We start from the raw sequence: 17,478 nt of genomic DNA, 5'->3' as shown, positions 1-17,478 counted from the left end.
GCAGCGGCCAAGTCGCTGTAACGGCCGGCCCTGTCGCGAAAGTGGCTCTAAATAGCGCTACCACCAAATAATGCAGCAGATGGATCGGTCAAGGACCTCGACGGACCTGGCCGACGTGACGATTGGATCAGCTTAATCGCTTCTGATAAAAGAAGCGCTTGTGCTCCGCCGGGAAACTGTCGAGATGCCCGAACTGAGTAAACCCATGCTTCTCATAAAAAGCCGGCGCCTGGAAATCGAAGGTATCGAGCCAAATGCCGACGCAGCCCCGGTCGCGCGCAACCTCCTCGGCCATGTTCATCAAGCGTGAGCCCGTACCCTGCCCTCGCGCTTGCTCCGGTATGGCGAGCAACTCGATAAACAACCAGCCATGAAAGATGTCGCCATACAGCCCGCCAATGATTTCGTCGGTGAGTTCGTCTCGCACCAGCAAGGCGATAGTCTGCGCGTTGGGATCACCCAAGTGGGAATGATTGAACGCCCGCAGCGGCTTGAGGATCGCCGAACGCTCGACGTCCCCAGGGGGGACCGCCATTTCGATACGCGTATTCATTGGCTAATCCTTTAGGTAGAAGTGACTGTTTGTCGGCGCATCAGAACATCCTTCAGGTCCATAAGGCGAGACCCGATCCAGATCATGTTCGGCCCCGGTGTCAGCACCATCCCCAAGGCAACCAGCGCGAACATCAACAGCGTCGAAACGTGCGGCATATCCAATTCCCTATGAAACATCAGTTTTGTTCGATGAGCCCTTTGATCCGTACCGCCAGCCCTTCCACCGAAAACGGCTTGGTCATGATATGCATGTCGGCATCCAGGCTGCCATCGCCGATCACCGCCTGCTCCGCATACCCGGTAATGAACAGCACCTTGAGCCCAGGCCGCGCATGCCGCGCCAGGTCGACCATCTGCCGACCGTTCATGTTGCCAGGCAGCCCGACGTCGGACACCAACAGATCGATACGCACATCGGACTCGAGAATCCGCAGCCCGGACACGCCATCCGACGCTTCGATGGCATGGTAGCCCAACTCTTCGAGAATCTCGGTGACCAACAGCCGCACCGTCGGCTCGTCATCGACGACCAGCACGGTCTCACCGTCGACCGCGCGGGGCATTTGCGTCAGTTGCAAAGGCTCGTCGAGCTGTTCTTCGCCCAGATGGCGCGGCAGATACAGGCACAGGGTCGAGCCCTTGCCTGGTTCGGAATAGATCTTCGCCTGCCCACCTGACTGGCGAATGAAGCCGTAGATCATCGACAGGCCCAGGCCAGTGCCCATGCCAATGGGCTTGGTCGTGAAGAACGGCTCGAACGCCCTTGCGGCGACATCGGCGCTCATGCCGCTGCCATTGTCCGATACACACAGCGACACGTATTTGCCAGGGGCCAGATCGAAGGCCGCGGCCGCCCTGGCATCCAGGGTGTGGTTGCTCGTTTCGACCGTCAAGCGGCCACCGTCCGGCATCGCGTCACGGGCGTTGATGCACAGGTTGAGCAAGGCGTTTTCCAGCTGGTTGGGGTCGACGTGGGTGGTCCAGATCGCGTTGCCGGTAAGCATCCGCGTTTCGACCGCCGGGCCCATGGTCCGCGCAATCAGATCGGCCATCTCGGCCACCAGACGGTTGATGTCGGTGGCCCTGGGGTCGAGAGTCTGGCGCCGTGAGAAAGCCAGCAGGCGGTGGGTCAGCGAAGCCGCTCGGCGGGCCGCACCGTGGGCCGCGCCGAGGTATTTATCGAGCTCATTGAAGCGGCCTTGAACAATGCGGTTCTGCATCATTTCAAGGCTGCCGGAGATGCCGGTCAAGAGGTTGTTGAAGTCGTGGGCGATGCCGCCGGTGAGCTGCCCCACCGCTTCCATTTTCTGCGACTGGCGCAGTTGTTCTTCGGAGCGCAGGAGGTCTTCGGTGCGCGCGACGACGGCCTGCTCCAGTGACGCGTTGAGCTGGCGCAGATCGTTCTCGGCCTTGCGCCGGGCGATGGCGCTGTTGGTGCGCTCGGCGATATCGCGCACCAGCCGCGACTCGGCTTCTTCCCAGGGATGGGCTTCGTTGTGCAGCACGCAGAGGGCGGCGATAGGCACACCCGCCTCCATCAGCGGGATGTTGATCATCGATAGCGTGCGGCTGCCCGAGCGCAATGCCGTGCGCGAATCGCCACGGGTGTCGGCGTTGAGCAATACCCGCGACGGTAAAAACGTGCCGAGCAATTCTTCATAATCTGGCCTGGCGCGATCGGCCGCATGATAATCGCCGATCACCACCGGCCGCTCGCCCGCGGCGATCGAGACGTAACAGGCGGCGTCGGCCTTCAACGCCTCGACCACCGCGGCGGTGGCCGTCTTGGCCATCTCGGCCGGGTCCTGCATGTCGCGCAGCTGGTCGGTAAACTCCAGCAACACCTGACGCCTGCCCGCCGCAGCATGGGCCTCGGTCACGTCCTGGAAGATAATCGTGAAGCGGTCGCCACCCAAGGGGTGAACCCGACCCTCGAACCAGCGCCGCAATTCGCCAACCTGGTGATTGAACGCCGCCGATCGCTGGCTGGCCACGGCCTCGGCTGCGGCCCTGATCCAGAAGCCTTCGATGTCAGGGAATACCTCACGCAGCGTTTTGCCCCTGGCGACTTGATGGTCGATGCCTAGGTTGCGACCCCAGGCCGGATTTACATCGAGGAACCGCCAGTCGGTGGCAGTACCGGCGGCATCGCGCACCAACTCGGCGAGAATGAAGCCGTCGTTGAGCTTCTCGAAAATCCCCCGCCACCAGGCCTCGCTCTCGCGCAGCGCCTGCTCGGCCAGATACTGCGCGCTCTTGTCGTTGAACAGCACCGCGACCCGGTCGGTACCGTCGTTCAAGGCAATCGCGTGTACGGCAAACCAGCGATCCAGAGCATCGGCGCGATTTTCAAAGCGGATCGACTCGCCGCTCCTGGCCACTTGGCCGTAGATATCGAACCAGTGCTGGTCGTGCTCCGGGACCAGATCGCGCATCCACCGCCCTTGAGCCCCTACCAGCCCGGTCTGGCCTTCGAATGCACGGTTGGTCTCGATAAACAGGTAATCGCAGGGGCGGCCCTGCTCATCGAATTTCATCTGGATAATGCAGAAACCTTCGTCGATCACATCCAGCAGCTGTTGGTACTGTTGCTGACTTTGCGCCAGGTCAATGGGGCCGGGAGCCACGACCTCGGGCTGCATGCGGCGCAATTGCGCGCGGAGGCGATCGATCTCTGCCTGAAGAATCTCTGTTGGAGTTTGACTCATGGAGCGTCCCGGATGTCCCTGTGGGCGTGACATTGAGGCATAAGCACCTGCAGATGTGATCACGGTGGGTGGCGGTAGTTCGAACAGGCGCAGCTCCCTGCCGACTGCCAATAACCTTGCAATGCAACACGCTACCGTACCGTGCGTCAGCTGGCCACAGGATAGGGTCAACTTCTGATTGAACGGATCAACGTCTGGCTGTTCTGAACTGATGCGCCCACTGCACATCACCGCTTCGACCGGAGCTAACGCCGAGATTTTGCCGAATGCGCATCCTGCTTGTAGACGACGACCCCATCCTGGCCTTGCTGGCCGAAATCGCCCTGGAAGAAGATGGGCATCAGATCGTCGGCCCTGCCTACGACGCCGAAGAGGCATTGCGGCTGACTGAAACCAACGCGATCGACCTGGCGCTGGTGGACATCAACCTCAGTGGCCATGACGAGGGGGTCGACCTTGCGCAACTGTTGCACGAGCGCTTCGACGTATTCTCGCTGTTCGTCAGCGGCCAGGTGGACGTCGCCAAGGCCAACACCCGTTACGCCGTCGGCCTGCTGGCCAAGCCGTACACGCCCCACGACCTGTCGCGCAGCGTGCACATCGTGCATGCATTGGTCAAAGGTGAACTCCCGCTGACCCTGTCGATACCCTCGCCGCTCACCCTTTTTACCGATTCCACCGGCTTATACGCACCTCTTGATGGCAGTACTCTTCATGGTAGAACGCAACATGACCGAATCCGAGCACGCTAGTCATTACGCCGCTCTAGGGGAAGCCGAATTCCGTGAGCTGGCGGACAATGCGCCGGTGATGATCTGGCGCTCGAGCGAAACGCCCTTGCGCGACTGGTTCAATCGGCCCTGGCAAGCTTTCGCCGGCAAGAATCACGAGCAACTGCTGGGCTACGGCTGGGCCGAAGACCTGCACCCGGACGACTTCAACCCCAGCGTGACCCTCTACCAGGAAGCGTTCGAGGCGCGCCGGGCCTTCACGCTGCCGTACCGCCTGCGTCGCCAGGACGGCGCGTATCGCTGGTTCCTGGACAAGGGCGCACCCTACTACCGTCACGGCGAGTTCGCCGGGTTCTTCGGCAGTTGCACCGACATCACCGACCAGAAAGACCTCGAAGCCCACCAGCAAGTGCTGTTGGCCGAGCTGGACCACCGGGTCAAGAACAATCTGCAGCTAATTATCGCCTTTTTGCAGATGTCCAAGATTCGCGCCACGGGGGACGAGGCCAAGGAGCTGCTGGAGTCGGCCATCGGGCGCATTCAAGGCGTCGGCGCGGTGCAAGCTGAATTGCATCGCAGCGCCACTGGTTTCGTCGACCTGGCGGTGTACCTGCCCAATCTTATCCGGGCCTCGATTCAGGCCGAAAGCGGCAACCATGCCGATCTGCGCGTCGAAGCCGAGTCGATCAACGTGCCTTTCAAGCTGGCGTCCGATCTGGGCCTGATTACCAACGAGCTGATCACCAACGCCATCAAGCACGGCGGCACCGCAGCGCCCGCCATTCGCTTCGCCGTCAGGCGCCTGGACGGCGGCCTGTTGCAGGTGTCGATCGGCGATTCAGGCAAAGGCTTTCGCGCCGATCAACTGAGCAGCGGCGGCGCGACTGGCAGCTCGCTGCGCGGCCTGGGCCTGATCGGCGCGCTGGCCAAACGCTGCAACGCCGAGCTGACCCGTACCAACGATCAGGGCGCACTGGTGACGGTGATCCTGCCCCTGCCGTGATCAATGCGCGGCAGCGAACCGATGCGCCGGGCGCGGCAACCCCAGGTGATCGCGCAAGGTCCGGCCCTCGTACCGCTCGCGGAACAACCCGCGCTGACGCAGAATCGGCAACACGCCATCAATGAACAGCTGCAAGCCCTCGGGGAAATGCGACGGCATCAGGTTGAAGCCGTCAGCGGCCTCGCCTTCGAACCAGGCAATCATCTCGTCGGCCACCTGAGCCGGGGTGCCGATCACCATCTTGTGGCCACGGGCGCCGCCAGCCAGATAGCAGATCTGCCGCAGGGTCAGCCCATCACGGTGGCTTATGTCCAGCAACAGCTTGGCGCGGCTGCGCATGTTCTGGGGCAGAGGCAGGTCGGGCAGCGGCTGATCGAGGTCGAAACCGCTGAGATCCTGCCCCAGCCGATCGCTGACCAGCAGCAGGGCGGCGTCCAGATCCGTCCATTGCTGCAGCTGCTCGAAGCGCGCCTGCGCGTCGGCCTGGGTCGCGCCGATGATCGGCATGATGCCCGGCATTACCAGGCAGTGCTGCGGATCGCGACCATGGGCGACCACCTGGCGCTTGAGATCCGCATAAAATTGCTGCGCCCCTGCCAGATCCTGCTGGGCAGTGAACACCACCTCCGCGACCCGCGCCGCCAGGCCCATGCCCGGCCCCGATGAACCGGCCTGGATCAACACCGGATGGCCTTGCGGGCTGCGCGTCAGGTTCAGCGGCCCGGCGATGTCGAAGTACTCGCCCTTGTGGTCGAGGCGGTGCATCTTTTGCGCATCGAGGTACACGCCAGTCTTGGCATCACGGACATAGGCGCCGTCTTCGAAGCTGTCCCACAGGCCGCGCACCACGTCGACGAACTCCTCGGCCACGGCATACCGCTGCGCGTGATCCGGATGGGTGGCGCGGGTGAAGTTTTCGGCGCTGTCGTAGCCGGTGGTCACCACGTTCCAGGCCACACGCCCCTCGGAGATGTGATCAAGGGTGCCGAACTGGCGCGCCACGCTGTAGGGCTCGCCGTAGGTGGTCGAGGCCGTCGCTGCCAGGCCGATGCGCTCGGTAACCGACGCCAGTGCGCCGAGCAGGGTCAGCGGCTCGAAGCGCACGATCATCGAGGGGTGCTCCTGAGCCGTAGTGACCAGCTTGTCGCCGAAGAACACCATGTCCAGGCAGGCACGCTCGGCGGCCTCGGTCAGTTGCCGGATCAGCTTGAAATTCTCGCTGCCGCTTTGCGCGCCGGGGTAGCGCCAGCCGCTGAAATGGTGACCGGCAGCTTGAATGAACAGGCCCAGGCGCATCTGGGAAAGTGTTTGGCTCATAGGGGTCTCGGCAGAAAACAGTGATCGCGGGCAGCGGGGCCTAGTGCCGCGCTAAAACAGCACTAAGCTTAGACGCGAAAGTTATTAAGAGTCCGCATAAAACAGGCGGGCAATAATAAGGAAAAGCGCGACGACGCGTCTACCGTAATGACGTAGCGGGAGGCCGACGCTCATGGTTTGGATAGCACTTCAGCGCCGCATGGCAGTCTGTAGATACACACCGCCCTGGAGATTCACATGACTACTGGCAAGATCATCGTCCACCACCTCAACAACTCGCGCTCGCAACGTATCCTCTGGCTGCTCGAAGAGCTCGGCCTGCCTTACGAGATCAAACGCTATCAACGCGATGCGAAAACCAATCTGGCACCGCCCGAACTCAAGGCGATCAACCCGCTCGGCAAGTCGCCGGTGATCGAGGATGGGCCGCACACCTTGATCGAGTCTGCCGCGATCATCGATTACCTGATCCGCCGCCACGGTGACGGCCGCTTGCAGCCCGATCCGGCCACCGCCACCTACGACGAATACGTGCAGTGGCTGCACTTCGCCGAGGGCTCGGCCATGCTGCCGTTGATGCTCAACCTGTACGTGGGCCGCCTCGGTGAGGCAGGTGCGCCGCTGCATCCGCGCATCCACTCGGAACTGGCCAACTACCTTGGTTACCTCGACACCGCCTTGGGCCTGACCCCGTATCTGGTGGGCGAAGAGTTCAGCGGCGCCGACATTCAGATGAGCTTTATCGGCGAAATCGCCAAAGCCCAAGGCCTGCTCGCGCCCTACCCCAACCTCACCGCCTGGGTCGAGCGCTTCCAGGCGCGCCCGGCGTACAAGAAGGCCATCGAACAAGGCGGCGAGTACAGTTACTCTAAATAGTCGGCTGAACCCGCTGGCCCCTTCGCGAGCAGGCTTTGCTCTCACACAGTGAACTGTGGGAACACAGCTTGCCCGCAAAGGGAGCTTGAGAAGCGACGCAAATAGCGCGCAAAAAAAAGGTGCGCCGGTCATGGCGCACCTTGTCTACATCAGCAACGAATCAATTCCACGGGCGATCGCCGTGTTCGTCCTTGATGCGGGTCGGCAGGCCCATCACGTCCAGCGCCTTGAGGAACGGCTCGGCCGGCAGTTCCTCGACGTTGACCATGCGCTGCACATCCCACTCGCCACGGGCGACCAGCAAGGCTGCGGCCACGGGCGGCACGCCCGCAGTGTAGGAAATGCCCTGGCTGTCGGTCTCGTCGAAGGCCTCTTCATGATCCGCGACGTTGTAGATGAACACCTCGCGCGGCTGCCCATCCTTGGTGCCCTTGACCAGGTCACCGATGCAGGTCTTGCCGGTATAGCCCGGCGCCAGCGACGACGGATCGGGCAGCACGGCCTTGACCACTTTCAGCGGCACGACCTGCAGGCCTTCAGCGGTGGTGACCGGCTGCTCGGACAGCAGCCCGAGGTTTTTCAAGACGGTGAACACATTGATGTAGTGCTCGCCGAAACTCATCCAGAAACGCACGTTGGGCACGTCGAGATTTTTCGACAACGAGTGCACTTCGTCGTGACCGGTGAGATAGAGGTTCTGCGCACCGACCACCGGCAGGTCGTCGGTACGTTTGACTTCGAACATGGTGTTGCTGGTCCACTGGCTGTTCTGCCAGCTCCACACCTGTCCGGTGAACTCGCGGAAGTTGATTTCCGGGTCGAAATTGGTGGCGAAATATTTGCCATGGGAGCCAGCATTGACGTCGAGGATATCGATCGAATCAATGCGGTCGAAATACTGTTGTTGCGCCAACGCCGCATAGGCATTGACCACACCCGGGTCGAAGCCCACGCCGAGGATGGCGGTGATGTTCTTGCGCTGGCACTCTTCGAGGTGATTCCACTCGTAGTTGCCGTACCAGGGCGGCGTTTCGCAGACCTTGCCCGGTTCTTCGTGGATGGCGGTGTCGAGATAGGCGACGCCGCTATCGATGCAGGCACGCAGCACCGACATGTTGAGGAAGGCGGAGCCGACGTTGATGACGATCTGCGATTCGGTCTCGCGGATCAACGCCTTGGTCGCTTCGACATCCAGCGCATTGAGCGCGAAAGCCTTGATATCGGCCGGCTGCTTGAGGCTGCCCTTGGCCTTGACGCTGTCGATGATGGCCTGGCACTTGGAGATGTTGCGCGACGCGATAGCAATACGACCGAGCTCGTCGTTGTGCTGCGCGCACTTGTGGGCCACCACCTTGGCGACACCTCCTGCACCAATGATAAGAACGTTCTTCTTCAATTTCTTTACTTCTCCTCAGGCTGCCAGCTCAGGAAAGGCTGGACAGATAGTCTGCAAAACCAAACTCACGTACGACTTCGACTGTACCATCGAGTTGTTTCACTACGATGGACGGCATCTTCAGGCCGTTGAACCAGTTCTTCTTGACCATGGTGTAGCCTGCCGCGTCGACGAACGACAGGCGATCGCCAATCTGCAACGGCGCCGGGAATTGATATTCACCGAAGATATCGCCGGCCAGGCACGACTTGCCGCACACCATGAAGGTGTGTTCACCCTCGCTTGGCGCGAGCTTGGCGTTGAGGCGGTAGATCAGCAGATCGAGCATGTGTGCTTCGATGGAGCTGTCCACAACGGCGAGGTGCTTGCCGTTGTAGAGGGTATCGAGCACGGTGACTTCCAACGAAGCGCTCTGGGTGATGGCGGCTTCGCCCGGCTCCAGATACACCTGCACGCCGTATTTCTGGGAGAAGGCCTTGAGGCGCGCGCAAAAGGCATCCAGTGCATAGCCCTCGCCCGTGAAATGAATACCGCCGCCCAGGCTGACCCACTCGACCTTGTGCAACAGGTGGCCGAAGCGGTCCTCGATGGTGCTGAGCATCTGGTCGAACAGGCCGAAATCACCGTTCTCGCAGTTGTTGTGGAACATGAAGCCGGAGATCTGCTCGATGACCGCTTCGACCTTGACCGGGTCCCATTCGCCCAGGCGGCTGAACGGCCGCGCCGGATCGGCCAGCAGGTAATCGGAGCTGCTCACCTGCGGGTTGACGCGCAAGCCGCGCACCTTGCCCTCGGACGCCTCGGCGAAACGCTGCAGCTGGCCGATGGAGTTGAAGATGATCTTGTCGCAGTTGGCGAGCATCTCTTCGATCTCGTCATCGGCCCAAGCGACGCTGTAGGCGTGGGTCTCGCCGACGAACTTCTCGCGGCCGAGCTTGAGCTCGTACAGCGACGACGACGTAGTACCGTCCATGTACTCCTGCATCAGGTCGAACACCGACCAGGTGGCGAAGCACTTGAGCGCCAGCAGCGCCTTGGCGCCGGAGTGCTCGCGCACGTAGGCGATCTTCTGCATGTTGCCCAGCAGCTTCTGTTTGTCGATGAGGTAGTACGGCGTCTTGATCATTTCGAGACCCCCGGCATGGCCAGCAAAAAAAAGGATGCGAATTGTGCCTTCCCTCGGGCGAAAAAGCTGCAAGTTTTAAGCTGCAAGCTGCAAGCTGCAAGCGGTAGGTCGTTGGCTATGAGCTTCGGGCTTGTAGCTTGTAGCTTGCAGCTGCTTCAAAGCTGCTTCAAAACCCAAGCGTAGCCGACAGCAGATAGGTGCGCGGCGTCGATAGCGTGAGCCCGGGCTCGCTGTCGTCGGAGGCGCCCGCCGAAGACCAGTAGCGCGCATCCATCACATTCTCGACGCTGCCGCGCAGGGTCACGTCCTTGCCGTCGACCTTGAAGGCGTACCGCGCGCCCACGTCGAAGCGGCGCCAGGCCTCGATCTCCTTGGTGTTGGCCTGATCCAGATACTGTGAACTGGAATAGATACCGCGCCCAGTCAGGGTCAGGCCGGAGACGACGGGCACGTCCCACTCCGCGCCCAGGTTGATGTTGTACTCGGGCGTGGCCGGGGCGCGATTGCCGTCGTAGCTGCCATTGGTGGTGTGGGTCAGCTTGCTGTCGATGTACATCACCCCACCGAGCAAGCGCACGCCCTCGAGCGGCTCGCCGAAGAGGCTCAGCTCCACGCCCTTGTTCTCGCGCTTGCCATTGGGCCCGAAGCGCCGTGAGGTGGTGTTGGTCTCATAGGCCGGCTGGCGGATGCGGAACGCTGCGGCGGTCAGGGCGAAGGCGCCCAGATCGTACTTGGCGCCGACCTCGATCTGGCGGCTGATGAACGGCGCGAAGATCTCGTCCTCGTTGATCGAGGTCGACGGCGCGATCTTGCCCTGGCTCAGGCCTTCCATGTAGTTGGCGTACAGCGACAGCCGCTCGGTGGCCTTGAACAGCAGGCCACCCGAGGGCGAGAGCTTCTCTTCGTCATAGGCCGTGGCACCCTTGATGCCGTTGGTCCAGTCGTCGACCTTGACCCGCTGCCAGCGACCGCCCAGGGTCAGCAGCACGCGATCGTCGATGAAGCCCAAGGTGTCGGACAGCGCCACACCCGTGAAGCGGTTCTCGGTATAGACCTTGTCGTCCTGGCGGGTGGCGTTGATCGGCGTGGGCGTTTGTACGGGGTCATACAGGTTGCTGGGCGAGGCGCCATAGCGCGCGCCACCGTTGGTGAAATCCATGTAGAAGTCGCTGAAGGCCAGGTTGACCTCATGGCTGACGGGCCCGGTGTGGAACCAGTTGCGCACGCCCGCCGTGGCAGTACGCACGTTTTCGTCACGGGTGAAGTCGCGCGGCAGCACGCTGAAATCCCCAGCATCGTTGGTGACGGACACGGCATGACGCAGAAAGTCATGGTTGCTTTTGCGCGCGCCCACGCCGCCATAGACCATCACCGAATCGTTGACATCGAACTCGCCATTGAGCGTGCCGAAGGTGTCGTTGGTGCGTGCCTGGCTCCAGGATTGCGCATAGTTGCGGTGCACATCGTCGGCATCCGGGACCTTGGCGTTGGCACCGATCTGCACACGCTCCTGAGGCGCATCAGTGGCGCGTTCGGTGTGGCCGATGTCGGTCGACAGACGCAGCCGCTCACCGCGAAAGTCCAGGCCCAGCACATACATCTGCCGGTCGACGCTTTGATGATCCCACTCGGTGTCACCGGACTGCTTGACGCCGTTGAAGCGCAGGCCGAACTGGTTTTCACCGCCGAAACGCCGACCGATGTCCACTGCCCCGCCGACCTGACTGTCCGAGGCATAGCTGCCGGTGAACTCGGTGATGGGCTTGTCGGTGGCACGTTTGGGCACCACGTTGATACCGCCGCCGACACTGCCGCGCGGCGATATACCATTGATCAACTGGCTGGGGCCTTTGAGCACGTCGACCCGATCGGCCATTTCCATATCGATGGTGTAGGTCGGCAGGACGCCGTACAGGCCGTTATAAGAGACGTCACTGTTGAACAGGCTGAAGCCGCGAATGGTGAACTGTTCGTAACGCCCGCCCGCCGGGTTGGTGGCGCGCACCGAGGGGTCACTGGCGATCAGGTCGCCCAGGGTGCGCGCCTGTTGATTCTTGACCGTCTCGCTGGTGTAGGTGGTCATGCTGAACGGCGTCTCCATGAAGTCGCGGCCACCCAGCAAGCCTTGGGAACCGCGTCGGGCCACCTGACCGCCGGCGTAGCGCTCGCCGTCATCGGCCGGCGCGCCAGTGGTTGCACCAAGAATGCTGGTCGGGGCGATCTCGACCGCGTTCGCACCCAGGGGTGCGGGCACCAGGGTGTAGGCCGAAGCGCCCACCGCCTGCAACTGCAGGCCACTGCCCTGCAGCAGGTTGGCGAAACCGGCCTCGACGCTGTAGCTGCCGGACAACCCCGGCGTACGTCGACCGCTGACCAGTTGCGGGTCCACCGACAGGCTCACCCCAGCCTCGCCAGCGAAGCGCGTCAAAGCCACGCCCAGATCACCGGCGGGCACGTTGAACGTGCGGCTATCGGCAACGGCCAGTTGCGAGGCGACTGACGCGCTCAGGGTGCCACCGCCGAGCAACAGGCTCAGGCACAAGGTGCGACAGGAAATCGATGACGCCAGTCGGGGCCGACGGCGGGTCAGTGCGGGCATGGATGCGCTCTCTTCAGGATTCACTTACCTGCAGTGACAGCCGAGCGCAAAAAAGGGGACAGCGTTGATGAAAAACATCGACGCCCTGGGCTCAAGGGCGTCGATATCAGCAGCGTACGGCACCTGGACCCATGGCCTCAAACCACGAAGCGGTTGACCAGGCGATTAAGGTTGACCGCCAGCTTGGACATCTCCCCGCAAGCGGTTGCCGTCTGGCTGGCGCCGGCGGAACTCTGCACGGTCAGTTCGCGAATACTCACCAGGTTGCGGTCGACTTCGCGGGCCACGTGGGCCTGCTCTTCGGACGCTGTGGCGATCAACAGGTTGCGTTCGTTGATGCGCACGATGGCCGCCGCGATCTGGTCCAGCGAGGTGCTGGCTTCCTGAGCGACGTCCAGAGACTGCGTGGCCAGGGTCTTGCTCATGTTCATGGCATTCACCGCCAGCTCGGAATCAGCCTGGATGCCGCTGATCATCTGTTCGATTTCCTGGGTCGACTGCTGGGTGCGATGGGCCAAGGCGCGGACTTCATCGGCCACCACGGCAAAGCCACGGCCCTGCTCCCCTGCCCTGGCTGCCTCGATCGCGGCGTTGAGGGCGAGCAGGTTGGTCTGCTCGGCGATGGCGCGGATCACCTCGACCACCTTGTTGATGCTCTGCGCCCGCGTCGACAGCGCCTGGATCTGATCGCCGGTATTGACGACGTTGCCGCTCAGGCTCTGGATCGACTTCAAGGTCTGCGCCACATGGGCCAGGCCGGTCTGGGTGAAGCCCTGGGTACGTTGCGATTCGTCAGAGGCCGACTCGGCGTTGCGGGCGACCTCGTCGACCGCCGCGCTCATTTGCGTCACCGCCGTGGCGGCCTGGTTGACCTCGTCGTTCTGGCTGACCATGCCACGGCTCGACTCTTCGGTGACGGCGGTCATTTCTTCTGCAGCCGAGGCCAACTGAGTCGATGATTCGGAGATCTGCAGGATGGTGTTGCGCAGGTTTTCCTGCATCTGCGCCAGGGCTTTGAGCAGGCGCCCGGCTTCGTCGCCGCCACTCACCAGCACCTCACGCGACAGGTCGCTGCCGGCGATGCGCTCTGCCACCGACAGCGCATCGGTGATGGGTGCGGTGATGCTACGGGTCAGCAGCACGGCCAGGCCGATGGTCAGCACCACCACCGCGGCGATCAGGCCGATGACAAAAGTCAGGCCGTTGCTGTACAGCTTGGCGGCCTCCTTGCCCGCTGCGGTAGCGCCGTCGTTGTTGTAGGCGATCAGCTTGCCGATCACCCCTTCCAGGTCATTGGTCAGGGGCTTGATGTTGGCGTTGATGAAGGCCAGCGACTGGGTGCTGTCGCCAGTTCGGATCAACGGTTCGAGCAGGTCCAGCTGGCGCGTATATTTCTCGAGACCATCCTTGAGCGACAGATAGATAGCGCGTTCACGATCATCGCTGACCAGTGGTTCGTATTGTTTGACCGCATCCAGCAGTTTCTCTCGAAAACCGGCCATATCGGCCAAGGTCTTGTCGCGTACCTGGGCATCCGTGCTGCTGCTGGCGCGCAGGCTTTCAAGGCGCATGCGCAACAGTCCGGCGTTGATCAGGCCACCTTGGCGAACACTGGCCATCCAGTTGGTTTCGACATCATTTTCGGCGTCCCGCAGTTCACCCATCTGGGTCACCGCAACGCCACCCAGGACGAATACCAAGGCAATGATCAAGGTGAAGAACAACGCTGCACGTGGAGCGAGGTTGAGATTTCTCAAGCGCATACAAGATCCCCTATCGGCCATTTTTATACAGGCACTGCCAGGCAGGCAAAATGCCCTATCAGGCTATCGGCGTGCGGAGCGGATCTTGAACCACGACAGACAAGTGGTAATGCGCTAAAGGGCCGGCAGCTAGCGCCCAACCGCAAACCTGTCGCACTGAGGAGGTGATGATAGGGATCTGGCGCGATTTCAATAATCGCACCATGAATCGCGCCAAAAACTGGCGCGATTCTTCAAATCGCGCCAGAATCGCGCCAAACCCACCTCGAATCGCGCCAACTGACCATGTCAAATGCCGAAGAATTGCAAAAAACCATCCTGCAAGCCCCGTCCGGCCTGACGTTGGCCGAGTTGCTTGCGCAGCATCCAAACCTGGCTCGGCGCACCGCGCAGCGCCTGCTGAGCCAAATGGCGGATGAAGGCGTGATCACGACACACGGCGAAGCCCGTGCGCGCCGTTACATGGTCCTCGGCCCTCGCACCCTGAGTGAACAGACCGACAGTTTTCCCAGGGCCATACCGCTTTCTGTGGATAGTACTGACATCCTCGATTACATCGACCAGCCTCTAGAATCCCGCAAACCCGTGGGTTACCAGCGCGAATTTCTCGACGCCTACATCCCCGGCAGCACTTGGTACCTGTCTGAACCGTTAAGGCGGCAGCTGCACAACATCGGGCGCACGTCCCGCACCGAGGCGCCCGCAGGAACCTATAGCCGGGCGATACTCAATCGGCTGCTGATCGACCTGTCTTGGGCTTCCAGCAATCTGGAAGGCAATACTTATTCACGACTGGACACGGTAGAACTCATCGAGCATGGCAGGGCAGCGCGAGGCAAGCCGCTGTTGGAAACGCAGATGATCCTGAATCATAAGGCCGCAATAGAACTGCTGGTCGAGAACATCGACACGGCCGAATTCAACCGCTATACGCTAATGAACTTGCACAGCGTCCTGGCGGAAAACCTGCTGCCGAATTCCGCTGATGAAGGGCGTATCCGTCAACATGCGGTGGATATCGGTAAAAGCGTCTACCGTCCGTTGTCGTCACCACAGCCAATCGATCAGTTGCTGGATGAATTATTGGCCAAGGCCAACCAGATTACCGACCCATTCGAGCAGTCGTTTTTCGTGATGGTCCACCTGCCCTACCTCCAGCCTTTCGCCGACATCAACAAACGCACCTCGCGGCTTGCGGCCAACCTGCCACTATTTCGCGCCAACCTGTGCCCGCTGACGTTTCTCGATGTACCCGAGATCGCATACAGCCGCGCCACCCTAGGCGTATATGAGCTGACCCGCGTGGAATTGCTGCGCGATCTCTACGTATGGGCCTACGAGCGCTCAGCACAAGAGTATCTGGTCATCCGCCAGGAGCTCGCCGAACCAGACCCTGTTCGGCTTGCCTGGCGAGACCTGATCAAGCGTACTATCCGCGAGATCGTGCTGAGCCCGGACCACGACCCATTAGGCATCATCCACCAATGCGTTGCGGAGCAAGTCCCAGTGCTGGAACAGGATAACGTGGAGGCAGTCATCATCGGTGAGTTGCGACGGCTGCACGAAGGTGTACTCGCCCGCTACCGGTTACGACCTTCGGAGCTGGCGATTTGGAGAAAAAGACAGGAGTAAAGCGGTGCCCTCCCCGTCGTGAAGGGGGCTTTTTGTAATGATTGAATTCAGCGCTCCGAATCGCGCCAACCTGCCCGTTGCTCCCTACCCCACCACCCCAACCAACGCCCTGCGCTGAGCCTCATCCAGTAATGGCCCAAACCCAGCGCCGGCATTCTCCGCCATATAACGCGGGTTACCGGTGCCCGGAATCACACACGTCACCGCTGGATGGGACACCAGAAATTTCAACGCCAACTGTGACCAGCTACTGACCTGCACCTCCTGCGCCCATCCCGGTAACGGCACGGAGCGCAACCGCGCAAGCAGCCCTCCGCCGCCAAACGGCCGGTTGCAGATCACCGCGACGCCGCGCTCCTGACAAAGTGGCAGCAGGCGATTTTCCACGGCGCGATCGTCCAGCGCATAGTTGATCTGTAAAAAATCCAGCGGTTCGGACCTTAACAGCGACTCGACCTCGGTATAGGCCGACGCAGTGTAATGGCTGATGCCGATGTAGCGGATGCGGCCCTGCCGTTTCCATTCGCGCAAGGTGGGCAGATGGCTTTGCCAATCCAGCAGGTTGTGGATCTGCATCAGGTCGATTCGCTCGGTCTGTAGCAGTTGGAACGACCTTTCCATCTGCGCTATCCCTTCAGCACGACCCCGGGTCCAGACCTTGGTGGCCAGGAATGGCGATGCCCGCACGCTGCGCGCCGTCAGCAATTCACCGGTGGTCTGCTCGGCTCGGCCATACATGGGCGAACTGTCGATCACCGAGCCGCTATTGTCGAACAGCGCGTCCAGCACCGCCGGCAGGTTGCGGTAGTTGCCATCCGCGGGCGCAACGTCGAAACCGCGATAGGTGCCCAGGCCGATCACCGGCAGCGGCTCCTGGGTGGCGGGAAGGGGACGGGTGAGCATGCGGCGGGCTCCTGAAGAAGTAGAGGGGTTTGCCAACGCCGAGCCCGCGAGCATGACACCGGCCAGTTTGATCAAGGCTCGGCGGGTGAAGGCTACTGAATGATCGCTGCGGCGCATGTTCTAGCCCTGAGTGAAACAGGTTGTGCACAGCATAGACCGCGCATGGCAGTGCAGTGGCTACCTGCGACAAGTGTGTGGCCAGGGGCGCTGCGTGGGAACTGTGGAGTGGTCCTTTGCTGCGGGCCTATGCGGCTCGCCCTCCCCATTGGCTCTTCGCCTAGGCTCAGGGTACCCGCGTTCCGGCACCTGAAGAGAGGGCCCATCGGGGCGTGCCCCTCGCCAGTGCGTCGAAGCGCGGGCACCCTGAGCCAAAGCGAAGGGCCAATGGCGGGGGCCGCAACCCCAAGGCCGGCTCGAAAGCAGGACCACCCTGATCCCCTAGCCAGCGACAAACCATCCCAGCAATACGTCTATCGGACGGTGGAACAATTGCACCAGCAACCCTGACGATTCAGCCTCTACGCTCGAAACAAGCCGCTCAGACACTCCCCTCGCTTTCCACCACCAACACCCTCGCCGGACCGAGCGGATGGGCGACGTGCGCGGTACCGACCGCGGCGTAAAAAATGTCGCCAACTTGCAGCAGTGTCGACCGCTCGACTCCCTGTTCCATGAAGCGCATTTCCACCTGCCCGTCGAGCACTACAAACACCTCTTGTCCATCGTTGACATGCCATTTGTACGGCTGGTCGGTCCAGTGCAAACGCGTGGTGATGCCGTTCATGTTGGCGATATCCAGCGCCGCCCAAGGCCGCTCGCCGGTGAAGTCTTTGCTACGAATGATCTTCACAGAAGATTACCTGCTTCAA

Annotated in this window: 13 protein-coding genes and 2 pseudogenes; 4 read left to right on the top strand and 11 right to left on the bottom strand. The window is 61.6% G+C overall.

What is annotated here, in order from left to right; all coding sequences use genetic code 11:
* Nucleotides 1-127: 127 nt before the first annotated feature.
* The 3 genes and pseudogenes from REH34_RS27235 to REH34_RS27225 form a co-directional block, all read right to left on the bottom strand.
* Complete coding sequence (locus REH34_RS27235) at nt 128-553, bottom strand: GNAT family N-acetyltransferase (RefSeq protein ID WP_311969885.1); 426 nt, start codon at nt 551-553, stop codon at nt 128-130.
* 65 nt (nt 554-618) lie between these two features.
* A pseudogene (locus REH34_RS27230) lies at nt 619-711 on the bottom strand (LysE family translocator); the annotation flags it as partial.
* 20 nt (nt 712-731) lie between these two features.
* The gene (locus tag REH34_RS27225; protein WP_311969884.1) at nt 732-3,263 is read right to left on the bottom strand and encodes an ATP-binding protein; all 2,532 of its coding nucleotides are present in this window, start codon (nt 3,261-3,263) and stop codon (nt 732-734) included.
* A 266-nt stretch (nt 3,264-3,529) separates the two neighbouring features.
* Here REH34_RS27225 and REH34_RS27220 point away from each other — a divergent pair, with 266 nt between their 5' ends.
* Together REH34_RS27220 and REH34_RS27215 are read left to right on the top strand one after the other, a co-directional pair.
* The gene (locus tag REH34_RS27220) at nt 3,530-4,015 is read left to right on the top strand and encodes a response regulator (RefSeq protein WP_226502191.1); all 486 of its coding nucleotides are present in this window, start codon (nt 3,530-3,532) and stop codon (nt 4,013-4,015) included.
* Entirely contained in the window at nt 3,993-4,997 is a 1,005-nt protein-coding gene (locus tag REH34_RS27215) for a histidine kinase dimerization/phosphoacceptor domain -containing protein (protein ID WP_311969883.1), read from the top strand. Before REH34_RS27220 ends, REH34_RS27215 begins: the two co-directional genes overlap by 23 nt.
* Here REH34_RS27215 and REH34_RS27210 read toward each other — a convergent pair whose 3' ends face one another.
* Nucleotides 4,998-6,314 carry an LLM class flavin-dependent oxidoreductase gene (locus tag REH34_RS27210; protein WP_311969882.1) on the bottom strand — a complete coding sequence of 439 codons (1,317 nt, stop codon included), beginning with the start codon at nt 6,312-6,314 and terminating at the stop codon, nt 4,998-5,000.
* Between the two features lie 237 nt (nt 6,315-6,551).
* On the opposite strand from REH34_RS27210, the gene REH34_RS27205 reads away from it, so the two are divergent.
* Complete coding sequence (locus REH34_RS27205; protein ID WP_311969881.1) at nt 6,552-7,190, top strand: glutathione S-transferase; 639 nt, start codon at nt 6,552-6,554, stop codon at nt 7,188-7,190.
* A gap of 160 nt (nt 7,191-7,350) precedes the next feature.
* Here the strand turns inward: REH34_RS27205 and REH34_RS27200 are convergent, their stop codons facing one another.
* The 5 genes and pseudogenes from REH34_RS27200 to REH34_RS30415 form a co-directional block, all read right to left on the bottom strand.
* Nucleotides 7,351-8,586, bottom strand: a complete 1,236-nt coding sequence (locus tag REH34_RS27200) for a saccharopine dehydrogenase family protein (RefSeq protein ID WP_311969880.1) — start codon at nt 8,584-8,586, stop codon at nt 7,351-7,353.
* Between the two features lie 28 nt (nt 8,587-8,614).
* Nucleotides 8,615-9,712, bottom strand: a complete 1,098-nt coding sequence (locus REH34_RS27195) for a carboxynorspermidine decarboxylase (RefSeq protein ID WP_311969879.1) — start codon at nt 9,710-9,712, stop codon at nt 8,615-8,617.
* A 166-nt stretch (nt 9,713-9,878) separates the two neighbouring features.
* Complete coding sequence (locus REH34_RS27190) at nt 9,879-12,311, bottom strand: TonB-dependent receptor (RefSeq protein ID WP_311969878.1); 2,433 nt, start codon at nt 12,309-12,311, stop codon at nt 9,879-9,881.
* 137 nt (nt 12,312-12,448) lie between these two features.
* Nucleotides 12,449-13,204 carry a methyl-accepting chemotaxis protein gene (locus tag REH34_RS30420; protein ID WP_409373354.1) on the bottom strand — a complete coding sequence of 252 codons (756 nt, stop codon included), beginning with the start codon at nt 13,202-13,204 and terminating at the stop codon, nt 12,449-12,451.
* A gap of 102 nt (nt 13,205-13,306) precedes the next feature.
* Nucleotides 13,307-14,074 (bottom strand): annotated as a pseudogene (locus tag REH34_RS30415) (MCP four helix bundle domain-containing protein); the annotation flags it as partial.
* A gap of 285 nt (nt 14,075-14,359) precedes the next feature.
* Between REH34_RS30415 and REH34_RS27180 the strand changes: the two are divergent.
* Entirely contained in the window at nt 14,360-15,706 is a 1,347-nt protein-coding gene (locus REH34_RS27180) for a Fic family protein (protein WP_311969876.1), read from the top strand.
* Nucleotides 15,707-15,790: 84 nt separating this feature from the next.
* Here the strand turns inward: REH34_RS27180 and REH34_RS27175 are convergent, their stop codons facing one another.
* Together REH34_RS27175 and REH34_RS27170 are read right to left on the bottom strand one after the other, a co-directional pair.
* On the bottom strand, nt 15,791-16,609 hold the full coding sequence (locus REH34_RS27175; protein WP_311972173.1) for an aldo/keto reductase: 819 nt from the start codon (nt 16,607-16,609) through the stop codon (nt 15,791-15,793).
* 538 nt (nt 16,610-17,147) lie between these two features.
* Nucleotides 17,148-17,459, bottom strand: a complete 312-nt coding sequence (locus REH34_RS27170) for a cupin domain-containing protein (RefSeq protein ID WP_311969875.1) — start codon at nt 17,457-17,459, stop codon at nt 17,148-17,150.
* Nucleotides 17,460-17,478 lie beyond the last annotated feature (19 nt).

Source organism: Pseudomonas baltica (assembly GCF_031880315.1).
Classification (GTDB): domain Bacteria; phylum Pseudomonadota; class Gammaproteobacteria; order Pseudomonadales; family Pseudomonadaceae; genus Aquipseudomonas.
Note: the sequence above shows the minus strand (reverse complement) of the source record. Positions and strands in the feature narration are given on the sequence as shown.

Coding starts and splice junctions, on each gene's coding strand:
- REH34_RS27210 (WP_311969882.1), bottom strand. CDS start 6,314: ATGAGCCAAACACTTTCCCAGATGCGCCTGGGCCTGTTCATTCAAGCT.
- REH34_RS27180 (WP_311969876.1), top strand. CDS start 14,360: ATGTCAAATGCCGAAGAATTGCAAAAAACCATCCTGCAAGCCCCGTCC.
- REH34_RS27195 (WP_311969879.1), bottom strand. CDS start 9,712: ATGATCAAGACGCCGTACTACCTCATCGACAAACAGAAGCTGCTGGGC.
- REH34_RS27220 (WP_226502191.1), top strand. CDS start 3,530: ATGCGCATCCTGCTTGTAGACGACGACCCCATCCTGGCCTTGCTGGCC.
- REH34_RS27225 (WP_311969884.1), bottom strand. CDS start 3,263: ATGAGTCAAACTCCAACAGAGATTCTTCAGGCAGAGATCGATCGCCTC.
- REH34_RS27235 (WP_311969885.1), bottom strand. CDS start 553: ATGAATACGCGTATCGAAATGGCGGTCCCCCCTGGGGACGTCGAGCGT.
- REH34_RS27215 (WP_311969883.1), top strand. CDS start 3,993: ATGACCGAATCCGAGCACGCTAGTCATTACGCCGCTCTAGGGGAAGCC.
- REH34_RS27205 (WP_311969881.1), top strand. CDS start 6,552: ATGACTACTGGCAAGATCATCGTCCACCACCTCAACAACTCGCGCTCG.
- REH34_RS27190 (WP_311969878.1), bottom strand. CDS start 12,311: ATGCCCGCACTGACCCGCCGTCGGCCCCGACTGGCGTCATCGATTTCC.
- REH34_RS30420 (WP_409373354.1), bottom strand. CDS start 13,204: ATGGTCAGCCAGAACGACGAGGTCAACCAGGCCGCCACGGCGGTGACG.
- REH34_RS27175 (WP_311972173.1), bottom strand. CDS start 16,609: ATGCTCACCCGTCCCCTTCCCGCCACCCAGGAGCCGCTGCCGGTGATC.